Raw genomic sequence first — 26,431 nt, forward strand, 5'->3', positions numbered from 1 at the left:
CTCTTCGTGGCCGTGCAAGGGACCGTCTCCTTCACAGAACGCCGGGGCAAGAGCTGACCTGCCATCAAACCTCGGAACAGGCTACGGACTGAAGGCCCCTGAGGACACCGTCGGAGGCACGCCCGGTGCCCTCCCGCCCTCGGTCCGTGTCGGTCCGCCTCGCGTCCGCCTCGTGTCCGCCTCGGTCCGCCTCAGCCGTTGTCACCCTTGTCGATGCTCGGCGCGCCCATCGCCCCGCCCGCGACCCTGGCCGCGATGGTGGCGAAGTCCTTCAGAACACCCCAGTGGGTCTTGTCCTGCGGAAGGAACGGCTTGATCGGGGAGTTCTCCGGGAGACCCGCGCTCACCAGCGCCTTGTACTTGTTGTAGACCGTCGCGATGTCCTTGCGGACCTGCATCGCACCCGACTTCTCCGGCGTGCCCTTGAGGCGGTCGTCGTTGGTCGCCGCGATGCTCGCGACATCCATCAGGAAGCAGTCGAGGAGATCGGTGACATCCTTCGACGTGGCGTTCGGCTCCTTGTTCTCCACGTCCTGCGCGAGCAGATTCGCCATTTCGAGGGCGACGGACTTGTAGACCTCGTAACGGGGACTGCCCGGAATCGCGCCGAGGACGTGGTCCGACTGCTTGGCGTCCTCGGAGTTCATCATCTTGGGGCCGCCACGGCTCTCCTCAAGACCGGGCACGGGGAAGGGGAGCCCCTTGAAGCCCTCCTCCTCCTGGGCGAGATGAGGCTTCTTGTCCGCCATGGGGTGAATGGCGAACTCATGGGCGAGCATGCCCGCGATATAGCCGAGGTCGTAGCTCTCGAAGTAATAGGCGGCGAGGGTGACGGTGACGCCGTCCTCACCGCGGTCCACCACGTCCGCCGGGGTCTCCGTCGTCCGCTGCTCGATGACGATGTCGCACTTGCGGTTGCCGAGGAACTGCTGGATCGCCTCGTGCGACGACAGGAGCTGGAGCACCCGCGTGGCCTTCTCGCGGTACTTCTCGTTCTCCTGGTTCAGGTTGGTGAACGCGATCTTCCCGCTGGACAGCCGCGCCAACTGGATCGGTACCGGGGCGCGCTGCACCGTCCCCGTACCGCCCCTGCCCGCGCCGGCCGACGGCCTGCTCGACGGCTCGTGACGGTGCGGACCGGCCTCCATCCTCTGCACGACGGCCATGTTGCCCGCGGAGCCCTGCCACGCCAGCATCGACGCCCGGCTCGGGTCGCCCGCTCTCCCGGCGTACGCGGCGTCCGGCGCCGCCGAGGCCGGTACGGGCGCGACCGGCGTCGCGTGCTTCACCCCTACCCGTGCGACCCCCGGGGCCGACTTCTCTTCGAGGGCAGGCAACAGAACGTCTCCTTCAGACTGCACCAGCACAGATCACCCGGTAGTGAACAGTGCCGGAACTCGCCGGTGGAGGGCCCCGGGGGCGTCCATGGGGGCAGAGTCGTTGCCCCGGGCCCGCCCGCTCGCCGCCGTCCCGTTCCACGGCGTCGGCCTCCCGCCCGTAGGAAAGTACGGGCGGGAGGCCGACGCCGGTCGGAAACCGGTGGAACGGATGGAACCGATGGAACCGGCGGAACCGGTGGAACCGATGGACCCGGTGGGTCAGAGACCGTCGGTGTAGAGGAGCCGGTTGGGCGAGCCCGCCCCGATCGACGTCACCAGGTCCTTGTCGGACTCCTGGATGAGCCAGTTGGAGACGGCCGCGGGGGAGGCCGTCGGGTACTTCTCCTTGAGCAGCGCGGCGACCCCGGCGACATGCGGGCTGGCCATCGAGGTGCCGTTGAGCGCGTTGTATCCGCCGCCGAGCTTGGCGGAGATGATGCCGACCCCGGGCGCGTACAGTTCCAGACACGTCCCCCAGTTGCTGAAGGTGGCCTGCCGGTCCTCCTTGTCGGTGGCCCCGACCGTGACCACCTTGGACGCGCTGGCGGGCGAGACGTCACAGGCGTTCTGGTTCTCGTTGCCGGCCGCCACGACCGACACGACACCGCTGTCGGCCACGGCGTTGACCGCCGCGTTGACGGCCGTGGACCTGGGTCCGCCGATGGACGCGTTCATGACCGCCGGCTGCTTGGCGTTCTTGGCCACCCAGTCGAACCCGGCGAGGACCCCGGCCCACGTACCACTGCCGTCGCAGCCGAGCACCCGGACGGAGACGAGCGAGACGTCACGGGCCACGCCGTAGTTCGAACCGCCGACGGTGCCCGCGACGTGGGTGCCGTGGAAGTGGCAGTCCTGCCCGTTCTGTCCGTCACCGACCGAGTCGAACCCGACACTCGCCCGGCCGGCGAACTCGGGGTGCGCCGTCTCGATCCCCGAGTCGACGATGTAGGCGGTGACGCCCTTGCCGGTGCCCTTCACGTCGTACTGCCCGTCGAGCGGCAGGTTCCGCTGGTCGATCCGGTCCAGCCCCCAGCTCAGCGCCGGCACCCGCGCCTGACGGCCGGCCAGGGCCCTTGCCCCGGCCCCGGCCTTGGCCCCCGCCTTCGTCGTCGCCGAATTGGCCGTGACCACCGCGTTCTCCTCGACGGCGGCGACCGCCGGGAAGCGGCGCACCAGATCCAGCTCGGAGGGGCTCAGCTTGGCGGCGAACCCGGAGAGGGCGGTCTCGTACGTATGCAGGGGGTTGACCCGGAGCTGCCGCAGAACGGTGGACGGCGAGAACAGGGGCTTGAGGGAGACGATGTACTGCCCCGGAACAGCCTGGGCGGACCGCTCCAGTGGTGCCAGCCCCCGGTCGGGGTCCGCCGCCATGGCATCGGTACCGGTACCGGCGAGCAGGGGAACGAGCAGCAGTAGGGCGGCCGATGCCCAGCGTGCGCGCAGGCGCATAGATGTACTCCTTGAAGGTGGCTGATCGCCGGACATGTCCCGGCCGGGGCACGTCCGCGATGTCCGAACACCTTTCTTTCGTCCACGCGGGCGGGGCGGCTTGAGCACTCGTACCCACTGATGGCCGGATGGAGTAACGCGACCGCCCGCCCTCGCTCTTGGCCGGCGTGACGAGCGGCGAGCGGGGGCGGGCCATCGGTGCTCTCCCCACTGGCGCAGTCGCAGGGAGAGTTACGCCGATCGACGGACGGTACCCGATCGGCGACACAGAGCGACCCTAGCGTCACCCAGAGGCGCGTATCAAGTGTTTGACGTCTAACGTGTGAGTCGAAGCATTGCCGCACGTGCTACGAAAACAGAACGGGCGGCCCCCACCTGCGCCGGTGGGAACCGCCCGCGTCAACCACTTGGCACCTCAGGCCAGGTCGTCGAACTCCCCCTCCTTGGCGCCACCGAGGAAGGCACGGAGCTTGGCACGGCTCGTACGGATGACGACGTTCGGATTGTCGCTCTCACGCATCAGGATCTCGCCTTCGTGCTCGGCCAGTTCCAGGCAGTCGGAGCCCTCGGCGTTCGAAGACTTGGAGGACTTACGCCACTGAACTTCCATGATTTTCACGCCTTCATACTCATACCTGTTTTGCGATCTTGCGGATGAAGTCCCGCGAGCCCTCAGGGTCGAGCGACTTCTCCTCCGTCCGATCCAGCGCGACTCTCCAGTTCTCAAGACTCGTTTCGGAATCCAGAAAACCGGAACCGGTCGCGGTGTCCGTCTGTACGGTGTCGAGCTGCGGAACAGGACCGTAGACGTAGTGTGCCGAACTACTGGCAAACGGGAAACCGCCCGCCGCGAACGGGATCGCCCGGATCGTGACGTTGTCACGGTCCGACTGCTTCAGCAGGTGTTCAAGCTGGTTACGGGCGACAGCAGCGCCGCCGTACGCCATCCGTAGCGCCGCTTCATGGATCAGGAAGGTGCAGGCAGGCGGATCCGCCCGGTCGAGCACATCCCGGCGCCGTAGCCGATGGGAGAGTTGGCGGCGCTGCCGCGCGGGCCGGGGCGGCGGGACGCTCTCCGCGAAGACCGCACGCGCATAGTCCTCGGTCTGCAACAGGCCCGGCATATACATGATCTGCACCGACCGGAAACCTGCGGCATGGTGTTCCAGTTCGGCCAGGTCGATCGCGTCAGTGGAGAGGTCGCCCCGATAGTCCTCCCACCACCCGTTTATGCGCTCCGAAGCCATTCCTGCGAGCGCTTCGATGTATGCCGCGTCGGGACACTCGTAGTGTCCGGCCCACGTGCGTACTCGCTCGCCACTCACACCGAACCGCCCTGATTCGGTGTTGCTGATGGTGGTGCGGTCCGTGCCGAGCAAGTCTGCGGCTGCGGCGGGCGTGAGGCCGGCATGCTCACGCATCTTGCGCAGTTCGGTGCCCAGCCTGCGCTGCCGTGCCGTGGGTGTCTTCCTGGGTGGCATCGCCTTCTCCTTCGTCAGATCTCGGTATGACTCGTGCGCCATCAACAGCTCATGGTCGCAGAGCGTATCCATTCAAGTACCAAAACTGATACTTAGCCGCTAACGTACTCACTGCACCGCGTCGCACGTCAGTAAGACCGAAGTGCAGCCGCCCCAGCGCGCCCTGAACCCTGCGCAGGTGCGGCCTATGCCACGCATGGCGAGCAGCGCAACCAGCTCAGACCGCGTTGGGAGACGACGACATGACCACCGTTACCGCCTTTCCCGCACCTTCCGCACTTCCGGCACCACCACCGCCCCCGCAGGGCGGTGAGAGCTATCGGCTCGCCGTGCCGAACACGGCGAACGCCCCGAGAATCGCAAGGGATTTCGTCGGATCACTTCTGCGTGTCGGCAGGCATTCCGCCCTCGTGGACGACGCGCGTCTGTGCATCACCGAGATCGTCACCAACGCCCATCGGCACACCCGTACGCGGCAGATCCGCATCGACGTGACCATCAACCGGAAGCAGGTCACCGTCTCCGTCACGGACGACAAACCATGGGCCCTGCCGATGCCCCAGAACCGTGGCCAGGCCCAGGAGTTCGAGGACGGCCAGGGTCTGCACCTCGTGGACACCCTCGCCCGCGCGTGGGGCACGACGATCTACGGAGCCTGCTCGCCCCGGGCGAAAGCGGTCTGGTTCATGCTCGCCAGAAGCGAGGTCGCGGAGGCGTGACGCAGCCCGCGACCGGCGCTCCGCTGTGGGACGTCGTGGTGGCCGGGGGCGCGCTGGCGCTGGTGGCAGGAGGGCTGATCTTCACTCCCGTACCGGGCCGCCGGACAGAAGGTTCTTTACGGCCGTTGCGAGGGCAGCGGCTGAAGCGTGGGCCAACGGGTGAGCACGCTCTCCCGCATGGCCGCAGCGAGCATTCCGAGATCCTTCAGCTCACCGCCCCCCTCGGCCATTTGGCTGACGACCCGGAGACGGTGTGCCAGCCTCTGGCGGGCGGTCGCGGTGCCCCACTTCCAGTCGCGGTCGGGGATGTCGCCCAGGTGGTCGACGGTCCCGCGCTGGGCACGCTGGACCAAGGCGTCACCCCGTAGCAGCCAGCCGGCACACGCGTCCGCGAGATCCCCCTGGACCTCCGTGCCGGTCGCGTCGCGCCATGCCGTGCGGTAGGCGGTCTCCGCCGCGACCAGGATGTCCGGGCCGGGATCGGTGACACACCAGCAGGTCGGAAAGCCGATGCGCAGGTACGCGAGTTCCACCAGCCCGTTGCCCAACGCGGCCTGTTCGAAGTCGATGAACCGCACACCGGTACTGGTGTGCATGTCGTTGCCGGGACAGGGATCACCGTGCAGCAGGGCATGGCCCTCCGCCCGGGCCAGGCGGTCCACCAGGGCCTCAGCCTCGGTTCGAGCACCGGCCGGCACCACCACACCGAGCGTCCGGGCAAGCCTGAGGAAGGAGCCGACATCGTCCTGGGTCGGGCCCGACCAGGCCGGAAGACTGCCCACGGCGTCGGCCCCGGTGGCGGCGTGGAGCCGGGCCAGCGCCGCCGCGTAATCCACCATCCAGTCTTCGCGGGGCTCCTGATGCTCCACGTATTCCAGGACCAGCACCCGTTCGGCCGGATCGGTACCCAGGAGCGCCGGCACCACAGGCGGGTCGACCCTGGACGCGAGCCGCAGCCCGGTCACCTCGCGCGCATACCTCTCAGATGCTTCCGGGCCTTCGACAAGCTGCTTGACCACCACAGGCGTGCCCGACAGCTCGGCTCGCCACACGCGTGAGCGCGGGCTACTGCCCAACCTGCGGGCCCGCCGGGGCGACCCCAGCTCGGCCCTGAGCTTCTCCCCTATGGGCATGGATGACCGCATGGCCGCATCTTTCCATGGGGCAAGGGCAATCCGGGCGGCGGTGGTTCGGGTGCGGGTTCGGGTGCGGGTGCCGGCCGGCCTGTGGGGTTGGGCCGGGGGTGAGTTGGGCGCCGCAGCCCGCCCCACCAGGCCGCGCCCGCACCCCACCACCAGCAACCAACACCGCCGTCACTCGGCCGAGGTCATGAACTCCAGGATCCGGGCGTTGACCTCGTCCGCGTGGTCGATCTGGGGGCCGTGGCCCGTGGCCTGGACGATCTCGGCGCGGGCGCCCGGGATCAGGCGTGGGACGCGTTCCACCTGGCGCTTCGGGTGGACCAGGAGGCTTCGCTCGCCGAGTACCAGGTAGAGCGGGGTGCGGATCGTGCGCAGTTCGTCCTCGGTCAGCGGGAGCGGGGCCGGGCGGCGGATGCGGTACGCGCGGACACTCGCCCTGATCATGGCGCGCAGCTCCGGCACGACGAGCACCGGCTGTTCCAGCCAGGCGGCCAGACGGGGGCGGAACCGCTGGGGGGCCGAGGTGGCGAGGAGGCCGATGAAGATCCAGGCGAAGAAGCGCAGGCCCACCTTCTCCAGCCCGCCGGGGTCGAGGAGCGTGACCGAGGCGAGGCGACCGGGTCTGCGGTGCGCCTGGTTGAGGGTGAGCCACCCCCCGTACGAACTGCCGACGAGGTGCACGCGGTCGAGGCCGAGGCCCGCGAGCGCCTCGTCCAGCCACTGTGCGGCTCGTTCGGGCTGGTGGATCGGTTCGCGCTGCACGCTGCGTCCGGGGTCGCCCGGGGTGTCGATGGCATAGACGGGGCGTTCGGCGCTGAGCGCGGGGGTGTTGGGATACCACATGGCCGAGCAACTGCCCGCCCCGTGCACCAGGACGATCGGGGTGCGGGACGCGGCGGCGGGGTCCATGGGGCCGTACCGGTAGACGTGGGTGGTGCCGAAGGTGGTCTCCACGTCGGACTCGGCGACGGCCGGCGCTCCCAGCGCGTACAGCGCGTCGCAGGCCGCGAAGTAGCGGTCCCGCAGGGCGTCGTTCGTGTAGCGGCCGACGTCGGGCCGGGTGCGGGTCGTTGTCTCGGGCATGGCGGGCCACCTCCGGAGGCATCCGTTCTTTATGGTACGACCGTATCATGATGATGGTACGGCTGTACCATGAAACCGTCCCGCCGGCGAGCGGGCGACGTGACCGACGAGCGGAGAACGCGGCCGATGCCCAAGCGGGTGGATCACGAGGAACGGCGTACCGAGATCGCCGAGGCGCTCGTCCGGGTGGCGGGGCGGCAGGGCCTGCACGCCGTGGGGATGCGTGATGTCGCTGCGGAGGCGGGGGTGTCGCTGCGGCTGGTGCAGTACTACTTCCAGACCAAGGAGAAGCTGCTGCTCTACGGGCTGGAGCACCTGGCCCGGCGCTTCACCGAGCGGGTCACCGCCCGGCTCGCCACCGTGGGGGACGATCCGGGGCCGCGCGCGATGATCGAGGCGGTCCTGCTGGTGTCGCTGCCGACCGACGAGGAGAGCCGTACCTTCCACCTCGTCTACACCTCGTACGCCGTGCTGGCCGTGACCGACAAGGCGCTCGCCGCCCAGCCCTTCACCGCCAACCCCGCCGCCGCCGAGGACGCCGTGGCCGGACTGCTCCAGCAGGCGCGGGAGGAGGGGCGCACGCTCCCCGGTACGGAGCCGCGCACGGAGGCGATCGCCCTGCTCGCCCTGACCGCCGGGCTCGGCACGAGCATCCTGGTCGGCCACCGGACTCCGGAGTCCGCCACCGCCGTACTCAACCATCACCTGGACCGGATCTTCCGGGACGCCTGACCCGCCGCCGTACCCCGCCGCCGTAACCCCGTCTCCGTACACGCCGAAGGGCGGCGGGCCAGGAGCCCACCGCCCTTCGGGCAGTACCGAGCGGAACCGACCGGTACCGGTACCGCTACCGCTACCGCTACCGCTACTTGATGATCGTGATGCGGTCCGCCGCCGGGGGCGCCAGCGGCGCCTGCGCCGTGGAGTTCGCCGCCAGGTACGCGTTGAACATGTCCAGGTCCGACGCGCCGACCAGCTTGTTCGTGCCCTGGCCCAGGACCGCGAAGCCGTCGCCGCCGCCCGCGAGGAACTCGTTCATCGCGACGCGGTACGTCTTCGCCGGGTCGATCGCCGCGCCGTTCAGCTTCACCGAGTCCGTGACGACGCGGGCCGCGCCCGACTTCGTCATGTCCAGGGTGTACGTGAGGCCCTTCGAGACCTGAAGGATCTTCGGCGACGCCTCGTTCGAGCCGCTGACCTGCTGCTGGAGCGCGGTGATGAGCTGCGTGCCGGTCAGGTCGACGGCGTTCATCATGTTGGTGAACGGCTGCACGGTGAACGCCTCGCCGTACGTGACGACCCCGTCGCCCTCACCGCCCGACGCCTTGTGCACCAGGTCCGAGCGGATCCCGCCGGGGTTCATGAAGGCGATCTGCGCGCCGCCCTTGTCCGCCGGGGCCATGCCCGCGAGCTGCGCGTCCGCGATCACGTCGCCGAGCGGGGTCTCGGGCGTCGTGGCGCCGCGCCCGTTGATGTCCGCCGAGATGTAGCCCTGCGGGGCATTGGCTATCGGCGCGGCCAGCTTGTTCCAGCGCGTGATCAGGTCGGTCATGTCCTGGGCCTTGGCCTGGTCACGGCTGACGATGTGGTTGGCCGACTTCACGCCCGCCCGCACGATGTCCTTCGTACGGAGGTCGTAGGTGAGCGTGGTGTCCGTGTAGAGCTTGCCGAACGACGAGGCGGACGTGACCAGGCGCGGGTTGCCGGACGGGTCCGGGATCGTGCACGCGTACGCCTGGTGCGTGTGGCCCGTCACCAGCGCGTCGACCTTCGGCGAGATGCCCTTGGCTATGTCGACGATCGGCCCGGAGATGCCGTCACCGGCGCCGGGGCTGTCGCAGTCGTAGTTGTACGCGGTGGAGGCCGGCGCGCCGCCCTCGTGGATCAGCGTGACGATCGACTTGACGCCCTGCCGGTCCAGTTCCTTGGCGTACTTGTTGACCGTCTCGATCTCGTCGTGGAACTTGAGGCCCTTGACGCCCTCGGCGGTCACGATGTTCGGCGTGCCCTCCAGGGTCACCCCGATGAAGCCGATCTTGACGCCGTTCTTCTTCCACACCGTGTACGGCTTGAGGACCGGCTTGCCGGTCTTCTCCGACGTCACGTTGGCGGCGAGGTACGGGAAGTCGGCGCCCTTGAACTTCTTGCCCTTCTCGTAACAGCCGCCTGTCGGGTGACAGCCGCCGTTCTGGAGACGGGCCAGCTCGGTGGCGCCCTCGTCGAACTCGTGGTTGCCGACGGTCGTCACATCGAGGTCGATCTTGTTGAGCGCCTCGATGGTCGGCTCGTCGTGGAAGAGGCCGGACAGCAGCGGGCTCGCGCCGACCATGTCGCCGCCGGCGGCGGTGATGGAGTACGGGTTGCCCTTACGGGCGGTGCGCAGCGAGGTCGCCAGGTACTCGACACCACCGGCGGGGATCGCCTTGGTCGTACCGTCGGCCTGCTTCTCGGTGACGGTACCCGCGGAGCCGGCCGGCGCCTCCAGGTTGCCGTGCAGGTCGTTGAAGGAGAGGAGTTGCACATCGACCGTCTTGGGCTTCGGCTTGGAGTGGCCGAAGCCCTGCCCGCCGCCGTGTGCGGGGGTCTGCGCGGTGGCCGGCATCGCGGCGACGAGGGCGCCTGCGGTGGCCAGACCGGCGGCAGCGGCGAGCACCCGCCGTGCCGCGCGGTTCTTCTGCGGTGTCGCTGACATCGATCCCCTTATGAACTCAAAAGTCTGGAGCCTGCGAGCGGCAGCCTAGAGTCAACGCGCGTAGCTCGGACAGGGGCGGCGGGTTACGAGTGGGTTGCCTTTACGCGTACGGCTACGTGCGTACGTCACCGGTCGGTGCCGGTCGGTGGCCGGTCGGTACCGCGTGCACCACTCCGGCCCGTACCCCTCCCGTGCCCCTCCCGGGCCGCGCCGCCGCCGTACCCTCGACGCATGACAGACGCAGTAGCCCGCGAGTCCGGCCGGCAGATCCAGACCCTCGACGCGCTCACCCCCGAGCAGGCCGAGGACGTCCTCGGCCTGCTCGCGGAAGCAGCCGCCACGGACGGGGTGCAGGCCGTCTCCGAGCAGGGGCGGCTCCAGTTGCGCGGCGGACACCGCGAGGGCGTACGGCACTTCCTGGTCACCGCGGACCGGGAGGGTGGCGACACGGGAGGCGGCGAGGGGGACGGCGGGACGCGGGAGCTGGTCGGCTACGGGCAGTTGGAGGACACCGACCCCATCGAGGCGCCCACCGTCGAGCTGGTCGTGCACCCCGGGCGGCGCGGCCGGGGCCACGGCCGGGCGCTGGGCCACGCGCTGCTGGGCGCCTCAGGGAAGCGGCTGCGGGCCTGGGCGCACGGCGGGAAGTCGGCGGCCCGCCATCTCGCGCAGGTGCTCGGGCTGACGCTCTTCCGCGAACTGCGCCAGCTCCGACGCCCGTTGGCCCCGCTGGGGATCGCGGAGCCGGTGCTGCCGCCCGGGGTCACCGTCCGCACCTTCGTCCCCGGGCAGGACGACGCGGCCTGGCTCGCGGTCAACGCCGCCGCCTTCGCCCACCACCCGGAACAGGGCGCGCTGACCCAGCGGGACCTGGACGACCGGATCGCCGAGCCCTGGTTCGACCCGAAGGGGTTCTTCCTCGCCGAGCGGGACGGGGAGCTGATCGGGTTCCACTGGACGAAGGTGCACGCCGAGGAGCAGCTCGGTGAGGTGTACGTCGTCGGCATCAGGCCGGACGCGCAGGGCGGCGGCCTCGGCAAGGCGCTCACGGCGATCGGGCTGCGCCATCTCGCGGCGCAGGCGCTGCCGACGGCGATGCTGTACGTGGACGCGGACAACACGGCGGCGGTGACGGTGTACGAGCGGCTGGGCTTCGTCACGCACGAGGTGGACCTGATGTACCGCACGGAGACCTGAGCCGCGTACGTACGGAGCGGGGCCGGGACCGTACGGGGCCACCCAGGGCCGGGTGGCCCCGGCCCCGGGCCACCCGAACGGCGTACCGTACGGTCGGCCCGGGGCCGCCACCCGAGCCACCCCTCCGAGCCACCCCTCCGAGCCGCCACCCGAGCCGCACCCGCGAGCCGGCCGTCCCCCGGCCCCCTCCCGGGTCCCCCGACCCCCTCCCGGGCCTCCCCAGGCCCCGGATCCGGCCCCGGGGAGACCCGCCCCGCTTCCCTGCATGTCATGTCGCCGTTACCGGCCATTCAGAAGCCCTTGCGACCCTCGGTGAATGCAGCCCGAGCCCGCTGTACCCCCCACCCCGGACGGCACGACCAACGGCACACCGAACGGCAGGACCGCTCCGAACGGCAGGATCCGTCTGACCCCCGCCCTCTCCGACGCGCCTGTCGTACCCTCCGCGCGGAAGAATAGGGACATGAGCCACCAGCCCGCCGAGGTTCCGGTCCAGCAGTCCCAGCCCCCTCAGCAGCCGTCCGTCGGCTTCATAGCCGCGCACCGGCCCCATACGGTCGCCGCGACCGGGTCGGCAGGCGATCTCGAACCCGATCTCGACTCCGACCTCGACGCGTACGAGGAGGACCGCGACCACGGCGGCGCCGAGCTGCCCCAGGGCCGGTTCCTGGACCGGGAGCGGAGCTGGCTCGCGTTCAACGAGCGGGTGCTGGAGCTGGCCGAGGACCCGACGACACCGCTCCTCGAACGGGCGAACTTCCTCGCCATCTTCGCGTCCAACCTGGACGAGTTCTTCATGGTCAGGGTCGCGGGCCTGAAACGGCGCATCGCGACCGGCGTCGCCACCCGCTCCGCCTCCGGCCTCCAGCCGCGCGAGGTGCTGGACCTGATCTGGACCCGCTCGCGCGAGCTCATGGCCCGGCACGCCGCCTGCTACCAGCAGGACATCGCCCCCGCGCTGGCCGACGAGGGCATCCACATCATCCGCTGGCCCGAGCTGACCGAGAAGGAGCAGGCGCGCCTCTTCACCCTCTTCCGCCAGCAGATCTTCCCGGTCCTCACCCCGCTCGCGGTGGACCCGGCCCACCCCTTCCCGTACATCTCGGGGCTCTCCCTCAACCTCGCGGTCGTCGTACGCAACCCCGTCAGCGGCCACCGCCACTTCGCACGGGTGAAGGTGCCGCCGCTGCTGGCCCGCTTCCTGGAGGCGTCGCCGCAGCGCTACGTACCCCTCGAAGACGTGATAGCCGCGCACCTGGAGGAGCTGTTCCCCGGCATGGAGGTGCTCGCGCACCACATGTTCCGGGTCACGCGCAACGAGGACCTGGAGGTCGAGGAGGACGACGCCGAGAACCTCCTCAAGGCGCTGGAGAAGGAGCTGATGCGGCGCCGCTTCGGGCCGCCGGTGCGCCTGGAGGTCGAGGAGTCCATCGACCCGTACGTCCTCGACCTGCTGGTCCGCGAGCTGAAGGTGTCCGACGCCGAGGTCTATCCGCTGCCGGGGCCGCTGGATCTGACGGCGCTCTTCCGTATCTCGTCGCTGGACCGGCCCGAGCTGAAGTTCCCCAAGTTCATCGCGGGCACGCACCGCGATCTCGCCGAGGTGGAGTCCGCCTCCGCGCCCGACATATTCGCCGCGCTGCGCGAGCGCGACGTCCTGCTGCACCACCCGTACGACTCGTTCTCCACCTCCGTCCAGGCGTTCCTGGAGCAGGCGGCGGCCGACCCGGACGTGCTGGCGATCAAGCAGACGCTGTACCGGACGTCCGGGGACTCCCCGATCGTGGACGCGCTGATAGACGCGGCGGAGTCGGGCAAGCAGGTCCTCGTCCTCGTCGAGATCAAGGCGCGCTTCGACGAGCAGGCCAACATCAAGTGGGCGCGCAAGCTGGAGGAGTCCGGCTGCCATGTGGTGTACGGGCTGGTCGGGCTGAAGACGCACTGCAAGCTCTCGCTGGTGGTACGGCAGGAGGGCGAGACCCTGCGCCGCTACAGCCATGTCGGCACGGGCAACTACCACCCGAAGACGGCCCGCCTCTACGAGGACCTGGGGCTGCTCACCGCGGACCCGCAGGTCGGCGCGGACCTCTCCGACCTCTTCAACCGGCTGTCCGGCTACTCGCGCCGGGAGACCTACCGGCGCCTCCTGGTCGCCCCGAAGTCCCTGCGGGACGGGCTCGTCTCCCGGATCAACAAGGAAGTGGCGCACCACCGCGCCGGACGCCCCGCCTATGTCCGTATCAAGGTCAACTCGATGGTGGACGAAGCGACCATCGACGCCTGTTACCGGGCGGCGCAGGCGGGTGTCCCGGTGGACATCTGGGTGCGCGGGATCTGTGCCGTACGGCCCGGCGTGGCGGGCCTGTCGGAGAACATCCGGGTGCGGTCGGTCCTGGGGCGCTTCCTGGAGCACTCCCGGATCTTCGCGTTCGGCAACGGCGGCGAGCCGGAGGTCTGGCTCGGCAGCGCCGACATGATGCACCGCAACCTCGACCGCCGCATCGAGGCGCTGGTCCGGATCACCGACCCGGCCCACCGCGCGGCGATCACCCGGCTCCTGGAGACCGGGATGTCCGACAACACGTCCTCCTGGCACCTGGGCGCGGACGGCAACTGGACCCGGCACTCCACGGACGCGGAGGGCCAGCCGCTGCGGCACGTACAGGAAATGCTCATAGACGCCCGGAGGCGCCGGCGTGCAGCACCATGAAGTGGACACCGACCGGGTCACGGCATCCGGAACGATGCCGACCGGATCGACCGCACCACCGGCACCCGCCGGTCCGGTCGCACCCGCCGGACCCGTCGGCCCTGCCGGACCCGTCGGTCCTGTCAGCCCCACCGGCCCCGCCAGTCCCGTCGATCCTGTCGCCGGGCGGCTGACGGCCGGCGAGATCCTGGCCGGGTATCTGCACGCCCGCGCGGGCGACTTCCTGCGCGGGCTGCGGCTGTACGGCGAGAGCGGCGCGGACACGGCCGCCGCCGACGAGGCGGCCCGTACGCTGCGCGGCGCGGCGCGCCGGATCGGCGGCACGCTGCACACGTACCGGCCGCTGCTCGACCCGGTCTGGGCCGACCAGCTCCGTACGGAACTGGCCTGGCTCTGCGGCACCCTCGCCCAGGAGCACGCCTGCACGAGTCGGCTGCACCGGCTGCTGGGGGCGCTGGGCCGGCTCTCCGGGGCGGGCGCGCGGGCCGGAACCGAGGCTCCGGGGCCCCGGACCGGCGCCCTGCCCGTGGGCACGCTGACGGTCGGGGCGTCCCGGGCGGGCGCGCTGCTGGAGCGCCAGCTCACCCTGGCCAGGACGCGCGCCCACTCGTCGGCGCTCCAGGCGCTCGGCTCGTCCCGCTTCCACGCGGTGGCGGACGCGGTGGCCGTACTCGCCTCCGAGGTGCCGCTCGCGCCGATGGCGGGCGCACCCGCGGTCGAGGTGCTGGCGGGACCGGGCGAGGCGACGGAGGCCCAGCTCCTGGACGCAGTGGCCGCACTGCCCCTGGCGCGCGCGGCCCATCCGTACAACGCGGAGGCCCTGGTGCACGGCCTGGCCACCACGTCCGACGGGGAGACACAGGACGCGCCCTGGCACCAGGTACGGCGGCTGCTGCGGCTGCACCGCTACACCCAGGAGGTGTGGTGCGCGGGCGGCAGCCCCGACCCGGAGCTGCTCGCGGCGGGCCAGTCCCTGGACCGGCACCGGGACGCCGCGGAGGCGGCAGCGGCGGCGGCGAACGCGGCCCGTACGCCCAGGATCGCCCCGACGACGGCGTACGCGCTGGGCGTGCTCCACGCCGACCAGCGCCACGAGGTCGAGGCGGCGCGCTTCGCGTTCCAGCAGCTCTGGCAGAAGGCGGCGGTGGCGCGGTGACGGAGGGGACGCGATGACGGAGGGGACACGATGACCGAAGCGCCGAACGGGACACGAGGGCAGGGCACGGTCCTGGCGGCGGGATGCGTGCTGTGGCGCCGGGCGCCGTCCGGGGACGACGGCATCGCGATCTGCCTCGTCCACCGGCCCAAGTACGACGACTGGTCACACCCCAAGGGCAAGCTGAAGCGCGGCGAGAGCGCCCTGGCGGGCGCGGTCCGCGAGGTCCTGGAGGAGACGGGCCACCACTGCGCGCCGGGCGCCCGCCTGGACACCGTCCACTACCTGGCCCAGGGCCGCCCCAAGGAAGTCACGTACTGGGCGGCCGAGGCGACGGCCGGCGTCTTCGTCCCCAACAGCGAGGTCGACCAGATCCTCTGGCTGACACCGGAGGCCGCCCGCACCCGCCTGACCCAGCCCCGCGACCGCGTCCTGGTGGACGCGCTGCTCGACGCCCTGCACGCGACCTGACCCCCGGGCGGCTTCCCTGGCGGTCCTCCGGACGTGCCAGACTGGGCGCCGCCGACGGGCCGCGAAGGAGACGACGAGATGAGTGACGCGCGTGCGCTCGGACACCGGGACGACGTAACCGCCTTCCGCGGCAAGGCCGTCGAGGGCCGCGACGACCGCGTGACGTGTGCGCTGACGTGGACGGTCGACGCGCGCGGGGAGTCGTACCGCATCAGCGCGGACGGCCCCTGGGGCACCGCCGAGGGCCACGGGCACGACCTCGTCACGGCGCTGGACACCGTACGGCGGACCCTGGAACGCGAGGGCTGGCTGCTGGCCATCAACGCGGCGCGCCCCGACGTCGCCCAGAGCGGCATGCTCCGCGGCTCCGGGAGCGACCGCGCGTACGTACTGCGCCCGGGAACGCCGGCCAGGCCCGAGGACATGGTGAACCTCTTCGACGACGCCCCGCCCTCGGCGGTCTCCACCGCGGACGCGCAGAAAGAGGCGTACGAGCGCTGGCTCGGCTCATTCGGCGCGCCGGGCCTGAACTGACCCCGCCCGCACCGGACTTCTTCTTCCCTGCGCCGCCTCGCCGTTGGGCCCCTGAATAGGCCCCTGGGCCCTACCTCGGCGACCAGGTCTGTACCTAAGCTGCCCAACGCTCTCGGGGGAAGCGGCGGTTGAACACCGCCTCGATGCCGGCGGTCGCACGCCGGAACCAGCTTCGTTGGGACGTCTACCTATGTCCGAGTCAGAGAGTTCGACCGTGCGGGGCGTGGCGCTCGCCCGCGGTGAGCAGCGCGAGCTGCCGAAACCGCTCGTCGGCGTACGGATCCTGCTGCACCTGATGTTCGGCGTCACGGTGCTGGGCGGTGTCAGCGCGTTCGTCTCGCTGGCCGGCCTCGATGTCTTCTCCCCCACGCTGGTTCTCCTGGCGCTGTACGCCGTCGCCCCCGGCATCGCGGCCCTGGTGCTCGCGCAGCGCCTGTGGACGGGCGGGAGGACCGTGTGGATCGGGCTGGTCGCCGTACAGGCGTGGCTGCTGCTCGGCAGCCTGATCAACCTGTACGACGGTTCCGAGCACGGCTTCAGCCAAATGCTGCTGCCCAGCGCGCTGCTGGCGCTGATATGCGTCAAGGACAGCCGCGCCTGGTTCGAACTCCCGCAGGACATCAGGCCGTCGAGGCCACGCTGGAACCGGGAACGACTGGGCCGCCTCACGGTCCCGTCACTGCCGCACCTCATCAGGTGGCGCCGGGACCGCGGCCAGACGGCCGTCGAGTACCTGGGGCTCCTGACCGTGGTCGTGGCGCTCATCGGGTCGATCGCCCTCGGCGGCGTCGGGGCGCGGATCTCGGACGGCCTGCACTCCGCGATCTGCAGCCTGACGGGCGACTCGTGCACGACGGTCGTGGCCGGGGGCGGCGGAGGTGGCGGGGGCGCAGGCGGAGGCGGTAACGGCGGCGTCGGCAGCATCGGCGGCGGCTCGGGCGCTTCGGGTGGGTCGGGTGGCTCCGGTGGCTCCGGTGGCTCCGGTGGCTCCGGTGGTACGGGCGGGTCCGACGGAGGATCGGGCAGCGCGGGCGGTACGGGCGGTTCAGGTGGTACGGGCGGTACGGGCGGGGAGTCCGACGGCGGAAGCAGCGCCTCGGGCGGTAGCTCCTCGGGGGGCAATTCCTCGGGGGGAGGCTCCTCCAGTGGCGGCAACGACGATGACGACGACAACCCGTTCACCGTCGGGGGCGGCAGTTCCGGCGGCGGCAGCTCCGGCGGAAACAGCGGCAACTCAGGCGGCAGCAACGGTTCGGGCGGCAGCGACAGCGGCGGCGCGAGCGGCGGTACGAGCGGCGGTACGAGCACCGGCGGCAGCAGCGGAGGAAGCAGCACCGGCGGCGCGAGCGGCGGCACCAACAGCTCCGGGGGCGGCAGCTCCAGCGGAGGAAGCAGCAGCGGGGGAAGCTCCTCAGGGGGCAGTTCCTCGGGCGGAAGCTCTTCCGGCGGCAGCTCTTCCGGCGGCACCAACGATGACGACGACGACGACGGCCCGTTCGCCGTCGTAGGCGGTTCCACCGGAGGCAACAACTCCGGCGGAAACAACAGCTCGGGCGGCGGCACAAGCTCCGGCGGAACCAGCGGAGGAAACAGCAGCAGCTCCGGCGGCAGCAACAGCTCGGGCGGCAGCGACAGCGGCGGAAACAGCTCCGGCGGCGGAAGCTCCAGCGGAGGCGGCAGTAGCAGCGGGGGCAGCAGCTCCAGCGGCGGCAGCAGCAGCTCTGGGGGCAGCAGCTCCGGAGGAAGCAGCAGTTCCGGCGGCAGCAGCTCGGGCGGAAGCAACTCCAGCGGCGGGGGCAGTTCCAGCGGAGGAAGCAGCTCAGGCGGAAGCAACTCCAGCGGCGGAGGAAGCTCCAGCGGAGGAAGCTCCGGGGGCGGCAGCTCCAGCGGCGGCAGCAGTGGCGGCGGCAGCTCCTCGGGCGGCGGAATCGGGGGCCCCAGCATCGGGGGCATCTCGGGCGGCAGCATCGGCGGGGGCGGCAGCTCCGGCGGCGGCAGCAGCGGGGGCAGCAGCTCCAGCGGGGGAAGCAGCGGCGGTAGCAGCAGCTCCGGCGGCGCGAGCGGCGGAAGCAGCAGCAGCGGCGGGCAGACCACCGGCGGAAAAGACGACAAGAACGACAAGGAAGACAAGGAAGACACGGACGAGGACGAAGACAAGGACGAAGACAAGGACAAGGACAAGGACAAGGAGAAGAAGGACGACTGCAGTGAGGGCCAGCCCATCGGATCGCAGATGCTGGGCCAGCACCCCATCGCCACAACGGCGTCCTACTCAGGCACCGGCACAGGCGCCGGCACCCGCACCGTCGCCCTCGTACAGCGCACCACCACCGTCACCGACAGCCGCCCGCTCGCGCTGGAGCCCGCGTCCGACGGGGACGGAGGGATGGGCAGCCTGATCGACTCGATGGCCGGGCTCTCCCTCTCCGGCTTCGACACCTACCAGGAGGCCGACGCCGAGGCGCGTGACAAGCTCGACGGCGAAGGCGACACGGAGATGGGGGACGGCTCCCACGACACCACCGGGTCCGACCCCGACAGCGGCGACAAGGGGAAGAACCCGGAGGGCGACAACTGCTCCACCCCCAGCGGCACCACCGGCACCACCGGCGACCGGCCCGACCCGCGCGACGTCGCCGCCAACCCCGACATCAACTGGGCCGGCATTCCGGACAACGTCGCCTACCGCAACTCGAACGAGCCGCTCTACCGCTCCGACAACCGCCCCCCGTCGGTGATCTTCAACGAGGGCTTCCGGCCGATCAAGCCCAGCAACGCCGATCTGCACAACTACGTGCTGACCAACGAGCCGGCGATGTACGTCTCCACCACGACCTCGGACAGCCTCAACCTCGAATGGAAGGGCGCGTACGTCTACGACGTCCAGGCGCCCGGCGGGATCGACATCAACGCCACCTACGCGAATTACGGAAGCCCCTCTCCTTACCCGTACCAGCAGGAGATCGCCTTCCCCGGCGGGGTCGACCCGAAGTTCATCAAGGGCGTGTGGCAGTCCAACCCGGACGGCTCACGTGGCGCCTATCTCCGGAACCCCAACTACAACCCGGGCGGGGGCGGCGGAGGCGGCTCGGGATCGGCATCGGGCGGCAAGGTGGGCGGAGGCAGCGGCGAGCCCGGCAAGGGCGCGGACCCCGACGGGGACGTCACCATGGAGGACATGGACGAGAGGCTCTCCGACCTCTTCACCACCAAGTAGCCCCGCGCCCCACGGCCACCCCCACGGCCACCCCCACGGCCGCCCCACCGCCGCCCCTACGGCCGCCGCACCTCGAACTGGAAGCAGCCGTACTCCACGGCCCGTACGTGCACCAGCGCCACCCCCGGCTCCGCGAAGGCGTCGGCGAGCGCCTGGTCGAAACCGGCCGTGGAGTCCTCGGGGACCTCGAAGAGGCGTCCGCCGGCGATACGTCCCCGGGCGTCGTAACGGCGGAGGGTACGGAGCGCCCCCGGCCGCGCGAAGGGATACCCCGGGGCGCCCTGCGGCCCCGCGCACTCCCGGGCGTGGATGAACACCGGCCCCGTCTCGTCGTACGCCCCCGGCTCGGCCCCGTGCGCCGCCGCCCAGCGCCGCAGGGGTGCGTACGAGACGAGGGCGATCCGGTCGCCGGCGACGACGTTGCGCAGGCAGCAGCGCAGCGGACTGCCCACGCAGGCGAGGGGCACGCCGTCCTCACGCGCGGTGAACGGCCGCAGGCCCTGCCCGGCGTCGTCCGTGTCACGGAGCTCCTGGAGGGCGTCGGGAGCGATAGGCAAAGGTGTGTACGCGGTCCCGGAGGTGAACGCGGCCACGGGGGTGTGCGCGGTCCCGGGGGTGTGCGCGGTCACGGGGGTGTGCGCGGTCACGGAGGCGTATGTGGTCATACGCCCAGTCTTCGCGGCCCCTCCCCCTGCGTGCTGGCGGTATTCGGACGACGCACCCCGTCCGCCCGGAGCCCCACACAGCTCGGCCTGAAATCGAACCCCAGGGTGTCCGACGAGGTTCACCTTCCGTTCACCCCCTTCCGTCGGCGGCTTCACCTGATCTGCCTAATTTCGGCCTTACACGGTGACGGTTAAAGCGCCGCACCGGCCACGTCGACGCACGCCGCCGTACAACAGGTCAGACCGGCGGCTCCTGGAAGGAACACTCCAAAAGTGAAGCTTCAGCGCAAGAACGGGCTGCGCGCCACCGCGCTCGGTGCCCTCGCCGTCTCCGGCGCCCTGGTTCTCACGGCGTGCGGTTCGGACAACAACAACGAGGGCAGCACCGGCACGAAGTCCAGCGCCGCCTCCAGCGCGGTCTGCAAGGACGCCAAGGGCCAGTTGCTCGCGTCCGGCTCCAGCGCGCAGAAGAACGCCATGGACCTGTGGGTGAAGAACTACATGTCCACCTGCACCGGTGTGGAGGTCAACTACAAGTCCTCCTCCTCCGGCGAGGGCATCGTCGCGTTCAACCAGGGCACGGTCGGCTTCGCCGGCTCCGACTCGGCGCTCAAGCCCGAAGAGGTCGCCGACTCGAAGAAGACGTGCACGGGTGGCGGCCAGGGCATCAACCTGCCCATGGTCGGCGGACCGATCGCGATCGGTTACCACCTGGAGGGTGTGGACAACCTCGTCCTCGACGCGCCCACGCTCGCCAAGATCTTCGACAGCAAGATAAAGACCTGGAACGACCCGGCGATCAAGGCGCTCAACCCGGACGCCAAGCTGCCGAGCAAGCCGATCCAGGCGTTCCACCGCTCCGAGGACTCCGGCACCACGCAGAACCTCGGCAAGTACCTGGGCGCCACGGCCTCCTCGGACTGGAAGTACGAGGCCGAGAAGAAGTGGCCCGCCCCCGGTGGCCAGGCCGCTTCCGGCTCCGCCGGTGTCGCCACGCAGGTGAAGCAGGTGGACGGCTCGATCGGTTACTTCGAGCTCTCGTACGCCACCTCGCAGAAGATCTCCACGGTCAAGATCGACACGGGCGCCAGCGCCCCCGTCGAGGCGAGCTCGGAGAACGCCTCCAAGGCCATCGCCGCCGCCAAGGTCAAGGGCACCGGCAAGGACCTGGCGCTCGAACTCGACTACGCCACCAAGGCCGACGGCGCCTACCCGATCGTCCTGGTGACGTACGAGATCGCCTGCGACAAGGGCAACAAGCCGGCCACGCTCGCCACGATGAAGTCCTTCCTGACCTACACCTCCAGCGAGGAGGGCCAGAAGCTTCTCTCCGAGGCGGGTTACGCCCCGATCCCGGCCGAGATCAACGCCAAGGTCCGCGAGACGGTCGCCTCGCTCTCCTAGCCCCACCGGCCCGACGGGCCACCCCGGCCCTCCCGCACGGGAGGGCCACACGCTCCACGGTGACGGCAGCCGGCCCGGCGCACCCCTCCGGGCCGGTGGCCGTCCCCCATCCCATCCGGTGCACCGCCGCCAGGGGAGCCAGCACTCCCCCACACAGACCGGAAAGACATGGCTTCCACCACACCGATAGACATTCCGCCGGCCCCGCCGGCCGACCCCCCGTCCCGGCCCTCCACGGGCCGCGCGGGCGACAAGATCTTCTCGGGCCTCTCCAGGGGCTCGGGCATTCTGCTGCTCGTCCTCATGGCGTCGATCGCGGGGTTCCTCACCTACCGCGCCGCCATCGCCATCTCGAAGGACCAGGGCAACTTCCTCACCACCTTCGACTGGAACCCCTCCGCGAGCCCGCCGGTCTTCGGCATCGCGGTCCTGCTCTTCGGCACGATCATCAGCTCGATCATCGCGATGTTCATCGCGGTTCCGATCGCCGTCGGCATCGCCCTGTTCATCTCGCACTACGCGCCGCGCCGGCTGGCCGCGCCCCTCGCGTACGTGGTGGACCTGCTGGCCGCCGTGCCGAGCATCATCTACGGCATCTGGGGTGCCGTGGTGCTCGTGCCGTATCTCGGCGGTCTCAACAGTTGGCTCGACGAGTACTTCGCGTGGACGTACATCTTCGACCAGACGCAGCCCGGCGTGGCCAGGAACATGCTGACCGTCGGCATCCTGCTGGCGATCATGATCCTGCCGATCGTGACGAGCGTCAGCCGGGAGGTCTTCCTCCAGGTTCCGCGGATGAACGAGGAGGCCGCGCTCGCGCTCGGCGCCACCCGCTGGGAGGTCATCCGGCTCTCCGTGCTCCCCTTCGGACGCTCGGGTGTCATCTCCGCCTCGATGCTGGGCCTCGGCCGCGCGCTCGGCGAGACGATGGCCGTCGCCACGGTCCTCTCCCCGAACTACCTGATCTCGCTCCACCTGCTCGACCCGGGCGGCGGCACGTTCGCCCAGAACATCGCGGCGAAGTTCGACGAGGCCGACGAGCTGGGGCGCGACGCCCTGATCGCCTCCGGTCTGGTCCTCTTCGTCCTCACCCTGCTGGTGAACGGTGCGGCCCGGCTGATCATCGCGCGCCGCAAGGAGTACTCGGGGGCCAACGCATGAGCCACGCAGCCATACAGGACACGCCGACCCCCGTACCGCCGTCCGGCGGCCGGCGCGGCAGCCTCAGCCAGCGGAGCCTGCCGCGCTGGGCCCCGGCCGGCTTCGCCGCGCTCGGCGTTCTCGTCGGTGTCGGCATCGGCGCGGGCGCGGGCCTGCACAGCAAGGTCCAGTGGGGCCTGATCGCCGTCGTCGCCTTCCTCGCCATCTCGTACACCGTCACGACGGCCGTCGAGAACCAGCGCCAGGCCAAGGACCGGCTCGCCACCAGCGTCGTCTGGGTGTGCTTCGTCCTCGCGGTCATCCCGCTGTTCTCGCTGCTGTGGACCACGATCGTGCGCGGCGTGAAGGTCCTCGACGTCAACTTCCTGACGCACTCCATGGCCGGGGTCCTGGGCTCCGAGGCGAACGGCGGCGTCTACCACGCGCTGATCGGCACGCTGGAGCAGGTCGGCATCGCCACGGTGATCGCCACCCCGCTCGGTCTGCTGACCGCCGTCTACCTGGTGGAGTACGGCAAGGGCGGGCTCGCCAAGGCGGTGACGTTCTTCGTGGACGTCATGACCGGCATCCCGTCGATCGTCGCCGGTCTGTTCATCCTCTCGCTGATGCTGATGACCGGTACCGAGCCGTCCGGCCTGATGGGCTCGCTCGCGCTGACGATCCTGATGCTCCCCGTCGTGGTCCGTTCCACCGAGGAGATGCTCAAGCTCGTACCGAACGAGCTGCGCGAGGCCGCGCTCGCCCTGGGCGTACCGAAGTGGCGCATGATCCTCAAGGTGGTCCTGCCGACCGCGATCGGCGGCATCACCACCGGTGTGATGCTCGCGATCGCGCGTATCGCGGGTGAGACCGCGCCGATCATCCTTCTCGTCTTCGGCAGCCAGCTCATCAACAACAACCCCTTCGAGGGTGCCCAGTCGTCGCTCCCCTTCTACATCTACGAGCAGTACAAGCTCGGTGAAGTGGCGTCGGTCGACCGTGCGTGGGCGGCAGCGCTGGTGCTGATCGCGTTCGTGATGATCCTGAACCTGGTGGCGCGCGGCATCGCCCGCTGGAAGGCCCCGAAGACCGGCCGCTGAGGCCCGAATCCCGGCTCCGCCGCGCGGAGCCACGAAAGAAGCAGTGGTTGTAATGGCCAAGCGCATCGACGTCAGCGGACTGACCGCCTTCTACGGCTCCCACCGGGCCATCGACGACATCTCGATGACCGTCGAGCCCCGCTCCGTGACGGCCTTCATCGGCCCGTCCGGCTGCGGCAAGTCCACTTTCCTTCGCACCCTGAACCGGATGCACGAGGTCACCCCCGGTGGCCGCGTCGAGGGCAAGGTGCTCCTGGACGACGAGAACCTGTACGGGGCGAACGTCGACCCGGTCGCGGTACGCCGTACCGTCGGCATGGTCTTCCAGCGCCCGAACCCGTTCCCGACCATGTCGATCTTCGACAATGTCGCGGCGGGGCTGCGGCTGAACGGCGCGGCCCGCAAGAACGAGCTCGCGGACGTCGTCGAGAAGTCCCTCAAGGGCGCCAACCTCTGGAACGAGGTCAAGGACCGCCTGAACAAGCCCGGCTCCGGGCTCTCCGGTGGCCAGCAGCAGCGGCTGTGCATCGCCCGCGCGATCGCGGTCGAGCCGGAGGTGCTGCTGATGGACGAGCCGTGCTCGGCGCTGGACCCGATCTCCACGCTCGCGATCGAGGACCTGATCGGGGAGTTGAAGGAGCGCTTCACGATCGTCATCGTGACGCACAACATGCAGCAGGCGGCGCGGGTCTCGGACCGTACGGCCTTCTTCAACCTGGCGGCCGTCGGCCAGCCCGGCAAGCTCATCGAGATCGACGAGACCGAGCGGATCTTCGCCAACCCGTCCGTGCAGGCGACGGAGGACTACATCTCCGGCCGCTTCGGATAGGTCCCCGTCCGACAGCCCGGACGGCTGACCGTCCTCGGACGGCCGACCGACCGTCTTCGGACGGACGGCCGTCCCCGGACAGTCGGGACCTGGCGACACAGACGTCCTGCGGTGCTGCATGGCGGTGCCACCGCAAGACGAAGGGCCCGCCCCCTCTCCCAGGGGGGGCGGGCCCCATCACGTGGTACGGAACCGGGCCGCGCACCGACCGTACGGACCGGCCGGCGTCAGCCGAAGGCGAGGTTGACCATCCAGAAGCTGACGGCCGCCACCAGCGCCGCCGCGGGCATCGTGATGAACCAGCCCAGGATGATGTTCTTGGCGACACCCCAGCGGACCGCGTTCACCCGCTTCGTCGCCCCCACGCCCATGATCGCCGAGGTGATGACATGCGTCGTCGAGATCGGCGCGTGGAACAGGAACGCCGAGCCGAACATGATCGACGCCCCGGTCGTCTCCGCCGCGAAGCCCTGCGGCGGGTCCAGCTCGATGATCTTCCGGCCGAGCGTCCGCATGATGCGCCAGCCGCCCGCGTACGTACCGAGGGAGAGCATCAGCGCGCAGACGATCTTCACCCAGACCGGGATCTCGTCGCCGGAGCCCTCGACATCGGCGATGACCAGGGCCATCACCACGATGCCCATCGTCTTCTGCGCGTCCTGGAGACCGTGTCCCAGCGCCATGCCCGCCGCCGAGACGGTCTGGGCTATCCGGAAGCCGCGCTTGGCCTTGTGCGGGTTGGACCTGCGGAACATCCACATGATCGCGACCATCACCAGATAGCCCACGACCAGTCCGATGACCGGCGAGACGAACATCGGGATGACGATCTTCTCCAGGACCCCGGACCAGATCACCTCCGTACCGCCGGCGAGCGCCGCGCCCACCATGCCGCCGAACAGCGCGTGCGAGGAGGAGGACGGCAGTCCGTAGTACCAGGTGACCAGATTCCAGACGATCGCCCCGACCAGCGCGGCGAAGAGGATGCCCATGCCCCGCGAACCGTGCGGGGTGGCGATCAGCCCTTCGCTGACGGTCTTGGCGACGCCCTGCCCCAGGAACGCGCCCGCGAGGTTCATGACGGCGGCCATCGCGAGGGCGGCGCGCGGCGTCAGGGCCCGGGTGGAGACCGAGGTCGCGATCGCGTTCGCGGAGTCGTGGAAGCCGTTGGTGTACGTGAAGCCGAGCGCGACACCGATGGTCACGATCAGCGCAAAGGTGTCCACGTGGTTCAGGACTCCTTGACGGCGATGGTCTCCACCGTGTTCGCGACGTGCTCGAACGCGTCGGCGGCCTCTTCGAGCACGTCGACGATCTGCTTGAGCTTGAGTACTTCCATCGCGTCGTACTTGCCGTTGAAGAGATGGGCCAGCAGCTTGCGGTGGATCTGGTCGGCCTGGTTCTCCAGCCGGTTGACCTCGATCCAGTACTCGGTGAGGTTGTTCATCGTCCGCAGGTGCGGCATGGCCTCGGCGGTCAGCTCGGCGGCGCGCGCGAGGACCTCGATCTGCTGCTCGACGCCCTTGGGGAGCTCTTCGACGTTGTAGAGGACGACCAGGTCGACGGCCTCCTCCATGTAATCCATGATGTCGTCGAGCTGGGACGCCAGGTTGTAGATGTCCTCGCGGTCGAACGGCGTGATGAAGGAGGAGTTGAGCTGATGGAAGATCGCGTGAGTGGCGTCGTCGCCCGCGTGCTCCGCTGCCCTCATCCGCTCCGCGATCTCGGCCCGGGCGGAGGAATCCGCACCGAGGAGTTCCATCAGGAGCTTGGAGCCCGTGACGATGTTGTCCGCGGACGCGGCAAACATGTCGTAGAAGCTCGTCTCCCTGGGGGTCAGACGAAATCGCACGTGGGGTCCTCGGGTTACATGGATTCGGTCAGGGGTGATGCTAGGCGCATCATCCGGCCACAGCTAACCGGCACCCCAGTGTCACTCATGGGGCGGGGAGATGAGCACAGGGCCCTGCCCCAAGGCTCACAGACGGGTACCATATACCCACGTGGGGTATATCCCCCTTTTCGGACAGCGCGCGCGGAGCGCACGGAACACCAGCAGGAGG

Annotated in this window: 22 protein-coding genes; 12 read left to right on the top strand and 10 right to left on the bottom strand. The window is 70.1% G+C overall.

The features are described 5' to 3' along the window. Nucleotides 1-191: 191 nt before the first annotated feature. From ACIO3P_RS22630 to ACIO3P_RS22645, 4 genes are all read right to left on the bottom strand, one after another. A complete protein-coding gene (locus ACIO3P_RS22630) occupies nucleotides 192-1,337 on the bottom strand; it encodes a hypothetical protein (protein WP_401855498.1) in 1,146 nt (381 codons plus the stop codon). A 261-nt stretch (nucleotides 1,338-1,598) separates the two neighbouring features. Beyond that, nucleotides 1,599-2,828 carry a S8 family peptidase gene (locus tag ACIO3P_RS22635; protein ID WP_401855496.1) on the bottom strand — a complete coding sequence of 410 codons (1,230 nt, stop codon included), beginning with the start codon at nucleotides 2,826-2,828 and terminating at the stop codon, nucleotides 1,599-1,601. 415 nt (nucleotides 2,829-3,243) lie between these two features. Beyond that, on the bottom strand, nucleotides 3,244-3,438 hold the full coding sequence (locus ACIO3P_RS22640) for a DUF397 domain-containing protein (protein ID WP_329824713.1): 195 nt from the start codon (nucleotides 3,436-3,438) through the stop codon (nucleotides 3,244-3,246). Nucleotides 3,439-3,457: 19 nt separating this feature from the next. Continuing rightward, nucleotides 3,458-4,309 carry a Scr1 family TA system antitoxin-like transcriptional regulator gene (locus tag ACIO3P_RS22645; RefSeq protein WP_329825101.1) on the bottom strand — a complete coding sequence of 284 codons (852 nt, stop codon included), beginning with the start codon at nucleotides 4,307-4,309 and terminating at the stop codon, nucleotides 3,458-3,460. A gap of 242 nt (nucleotides 4,310-4,551) precedes the next feature. Between ACIO3P_RS22645 and ACIO3P_RS22650 the strand changes: the two genes are divergently transcribed. Further along, nucleotides 4,552-5,028, top strand: coding sequence for an ATP-binding protein (locus ACIO3P_RS22650; RefSeq protein WP_329824712.1), 477 nt, complete (start codon nucleotides 4,552-4,554; stop codon nucleotides 5,026-5,028). 116 nt (nucleotides 5,029-5,144) lie between these two features. On the opposite strand, the gene ACIO3P_RS22655 is transcribed toward ACIO3P_RS22650, so the two are convergent. Next, the gene (locus ACIO3P_RS22655) at nucleotides 5,145-6,173 is read right to left on the bottom strand and encodes a phosphotransferase (protein ID WP_329824711.1); all 1,029 of its coding nucleotides are present in this window, start codon (nucleotides 6,171-6,173) and stop codon (nucleotides 5,145-5,147) included. Nucleotides 6,174-6,341: 168 nt separating this feature from the next. After that, complete coding sequence (locus ACIO3P_RS22660; RefSeq protein WP_329824710.1) at nucleotides 6,342-7,253, bottom strand: alpha/beta fold hydrolase; 912 nt, start codon at nucleotides 7,251-7,253, stop codon at nucleotides 6,342-6,344. A gap of 126 nt (nucleotides 7,254-7,379) precedes the next feature. Between ACIO3P_RS22660 and ACIO3P_RS22665 the strand changes: the two genes are divergently transcribed. Next, the gene (locus tag ACIO3P_RS22665; protein WP_401855494.1) at nucleotides 7,380-7,985 is read left to right on the top strand and encodes a TetR/AcrR family transcriptional regulator; all 606 of its coding nucleotides are present in this window, start codon (nucleotides 7,380-7,382) and stop codon (nucleotides 7,983-7,985) included. A gap of 133 nt (nucleotides 7,986-8,118) precedes the next feature. Here ACIO3P_RS22665 and ACIO3P_RS22670 read toward each other — a convergent pair whose 3' ends face one another. Next, nucleotides 8,119-9,945, bottom strand: coding sequence for a bifunctional metallophosphatase/5'-nucleotidase (locus ACIO3P_RS22670; protein WP_401855492.1), 1,827 nt, complete (start codon nucleotides 9,943-9,945; stop codon nucleotides 8,119-8,121). Nucleotides 9,946-10,176: 231 nt separating this feature from the next. Here ACIO3P_RS22670 and mshD point away from each other — a divergent pair, with 231 nt between their 5' ends. The 6 genes from mshD (at nucleotide 10,177) to ACIO3P_RS22700 (ending at nucleotide 19,230) form a co-directional block, all read left to right on the top strand. Next, the gene (gene mshD / locus ACIO3P_RS22675) at nucleotides 10,177-11,142 is read left to right on the top strand and encodes a mycothiol synthase (RefSeq protein ID WP_329824707.1); all 966 of its coding nucleotides are present in this window, start codon (nucleotides 10,177-10,179) and stop codon (nucleotides 11,140-11,142) included. A 463-nt stretch (nucleotides 11,143-11,605) separates the two neighbouring features. Further along, nucleotides 11,606-13,852 carry an RNA degradosome polyphosphate kinase gene (locus ACIO3P_RS22680; RefSeq protein ID WP_329824706.1) on the top strand — a complete coding sequence of 749 codons (2,247 nt, stop codon included), beginning with the start codon at nucleotides 11,606-11,608 and terminating at the stop codon, nucleotides 13,850-13,852. Continuing rightward, nucleotides 13,839-15,008: a CHAD domain-containing protein gene (locus ACIO3P_RS22685; protein WP_401855489.1), complete on the top strand. Its 1,170-nt coding sequence runs from the start codon at nucleotides 13,839-13,841 to the stop codon at nucleotides 15,006-15,008. Before ACIO3P_RS22680 ends, ACIO3P_RS22685 begins: the two co-directional genes overlap by 14 nt. 30 nt (nucleotides 15,009-15,038) lie before the next feature. Further along, on the top strand, nucleotides 15,039-15,479 hold the full coding sequence (locus tag ACIO3P_RS22690) for an NUDIX hydrolase (RefSeq protein ID WP_401855487.1): 441 nt from the start codon (nucleotides 15,039-15,041) through the stop codon (nucleotides 15,477-15,479). A 78-nt stretch (nucleotides 15,480-15,557) separates the two neighbouring features. After that, the gene (locus ACIO3P_RS22695) at nucleotides 15,558-16,013 is read left to right on the top strand and encodes a hypothetical protein (RefSeq protein ID WP_401789586.1); all 456 of its coding nucleotides are present in this window, start codon (nucleotides 15,558-15,560) and stop codon (nucleotides 16,011-16,013) included. 190 nt (nucleotides 16,014-16,203) lie between these two features. Next, a complete protein-coding gene (locus ACIO3P_RS22700; protein ID WP_401855485.1) occupies nucleotides 16,204-19,230 on the top strand; it encodes a hypothetical protein in 3,027 nt (1,008 codons plus the stop codon). Between the two features lie 56 nt (nucleotides 19,231-19,286). Here ACIO3P_RS22700 and ACIO3P_RS22705 read toward each other — a convergent pair whose 3' ends face one another. Continuing rightward, a complete protein-coding gene (locus ACIO3P_RS22705) occupies nucleotides 19,287-19,895 on the bottom strand; it encodes a DUF1203 domain-containing protein (RefSeq protein WP_401855483.1) in 609 nt (202 codons plus the stop codon). Nucleotides 19,896-20,168: 273 nt separating this feature from the next. On the opposite strand from ACIO3P_RS22705, the gene pstS reads away from it, so the two are divergent. The 4 genes from pstS (at nucleotide 20,169) to pstB (ending at nucleotide 24,368) form a co-directional block, all read left to right on the top strand. Then, nucleotides 20,169-21,299, top strand: coding sequence for a phosphate ABC transporter substrate-binding protein PstS (pstS, locus tag ACIO3P_RS22710; protein ID WP_329824700.1), 1,131 nt, complete (start codon nucleotides 20,169-20,171; stop codon nucleotides 21,297-21,299). A 168-nt stretch (nucleotides 21,300-21,467) separates the two neighbouring features. Next, the gene (gene pstC, locus ACIO3P_RS22715) at nucleotides 21,468-22,460 is read left to right on the top strand and encodes a phosphate ABC transporter permease subunit PstC (RefSeq protein WP_329824699.1); all 993 of its coding nucleotides are present in this window, start codon (nucleotides 21,468-21,470) and stop codon (nucleotides 22,458-22,460) included. Further along, complete coding sequence (pstA, locus tag ACIO3P_RS22720) at nucleotides 22,457-23,539, top strand: phosphate ABC transporter permease PstA (protein WP_329824698.1); 1,083 nt, start codon at nucleotides 22,457-22,459, stop codon at nucleotides 23,537-23,539. The genes pstC and pstA overlap by 4 nt, the downstream gene beginning before the upstream one ends. Nucleotides 23,540-23,591: 52 nt before the next feature. Then, the gene (gene pstB, locus ACIO3P_RS22725; protein WP_329824696.1) at nucleotides 23,592-24,368 is read left to right on the top strand and encodes a phosphate ABC transporter ATP-binding protein PstB; all 777 of its coding nucleotides are present in this window, start codon (nucleotides 23,592-23,594) and stop codon (nucleotides 24,366-24,368) included. A 227-nt stretch (nucleotides 24,369-24,595) separates the two neighbouring features. Here pstB and ACIO3P_RS22730 read toward each other — a convergent pair whose 3' ends face one another. Together ACIO3P_RS22730 and ACIO3P_RS22735 are read right to left on the bottom strand one after the other, a co-directional pair. Next, nucleotides 24,596-25,594, bottom strand: coding sequence for an inorganic phosphate transporter (locus ACIO3P_RS22730; protein ID WP_329824695.1), 999 nt, complete (start codon nucleotides 25,592-25,594; stop codon nucleotides 24,596-24,598). 5 nt (nucleotides 25,595-25,599) lie between these two features. Beyond that, nucleotides 25,600-26,220, bottom strand: a complete 621-nt coding sequence (locus ACIO3P_RS22735; RefSeq protein ID WP_329824694.1) for a DUF47 family protein — start codon at nucleotides 26,218-26,220, stop codon at nucleotides 25,600-25,602. Nucleotides 26,221-26,431: the final 211 nt, after the last annotated feature.

Source organism: Streptomyces sp. NPDC087310, from assembly GCF_044744405.1.
Lineage (GTDB): Bacteria > Actinomycetota > Actinomycetes > Streptomycetales > Streptomycetaceae > Streptomyces.

What these genes read in the sequence shown, in the direction of transcription:
- ACIO3P_RS22635 (WP_401855496.1), bottom strand. Translation starts at nt 2,828, where the DNA reads ATGCGCCTGCGCGCACGCTGGGCATCGGCCGCCCTACTGCTGCTCGTT.
- ACIO3P_RS22680 (WP_329824706.1), top strand. Translation starts at nt 11,606, where the DNA reads ATGAGCCACCAGCCCGCCGAGGTTCCGGTCCAGCAGTCCCAGCCCCCT.
- pstC (WP_329824699.1), top strand. Translation starts at nt 21,468, where the DNA reads ATGGCTTCCACCACACCGATAGACATTCCGCCGGCCCCGCCGGCCGAC.
- ACIO3P_RS22700 (WP_401855485.1), top strand. Translation starts at nt 16,204, where the DNA reads ATGTCCGAGTCAGAGAGTTCGACCGTGCGGGGCGTGGCGCTCGCCCGC.
- ACIO3P_RS22665 (WP_401855494.1), top strand. Translation starts at nt 7,380, where the DNA reads ATGCCCAAGCGGGTGGATCACGAGGAACGGCGTACCGAGATCGCCGAG.
- ACIO3P_RS22645 (WP_329825101.1), bottom strand. Translation starts at nt 4,309, where the DNA reads ATGCCACCCAGGAAGACACCCACGGCACGGCAGCGCAGGCTGGGCACC.
- pstA (WP_329824698.1), top strand. Translation starts at nt 22,457, where the DNA reads ATGAGCCACGCAGCCATACAGGACACGCCGACCCCCGTACCGCCGTCC.
- ACIO3P_RS22695 (WP_401789586.1), top strand. Translation starts at nt 15,558, where the DNA reads ATGAGTGACGCGCGTGCGCTCGGACACCGGGACGACGTAACCGCCTTC.
- ACIO3P_RS22670 (WP_401855492.1), bottom strand. Translation starts at nt 9,945, where the DNA reads ATGTCAGCGACACCGCAGAAGAACCGCGCGGCACGGCGGGTGCTCGCC.
- ACIO3P_RS22660 (WP_329824710.1), bottom strand. Translation starts at nt 7,253, where the DNA reads ATGCCCGAGACAACGACCCGCACCCGGCCCGACGTCGGCCGCTACACG.
- ACIO3P_RS22690 (WP_401855487.1), top strand. Translation starts at nt 15,039, where the DNA reads ATGACCGAAGCGCCGAACGGGACACGAGGGCAGGGCACGGTCCTGGCG.
- pstB (WP_329824696.1), top strand. Translation starts at nt 23,592, where the DNA reads ATGGCCAAGCGCATCGACGTCAGCGGACTGACCGCCTTCTACGGCTCC.
- mshD (WP_329824707.1), top strand. Translation starts at nt 10,177, where the DNA reads ATGACAGACGCAGTAGCCCGCGAGTCCGGCCGGCAGATCCAGACCCTC.
- ACIO3P_RS22650 (WP_329824712.1), top strand. Translation starts at nt 4,552, where the DNA reads ATGACCACCGTTACCGCCTTTCCCGCACCTTCCGCACTTCCGGCACCA.
- ACIO3P_RS22705 (WP_401855483.1), bottom strand. Translation starts at nt 19,895, where the DNA reads ATGACCACATACGCCTCCGTGACCGCGCACACCCCCGTGACCGCGCAC.
- ACIO3P_RS22640 (WP_329824713.1), bottom strand. Translation starts at nt 3,438, where the DNA reads ATGGAAGTTCAGTGGCGTAAGTCCTCCAAGTCTTCGAACGCCGAGGGC.
- ACIO3P_RS22655 (WP_329824711.1), bottom strand. Translation starts at nt 6,173, where the DNA reads ATGCGGTCATCCATGCCCATAGGGGAGAAGCTCAGGGCCGAGCTGGGG.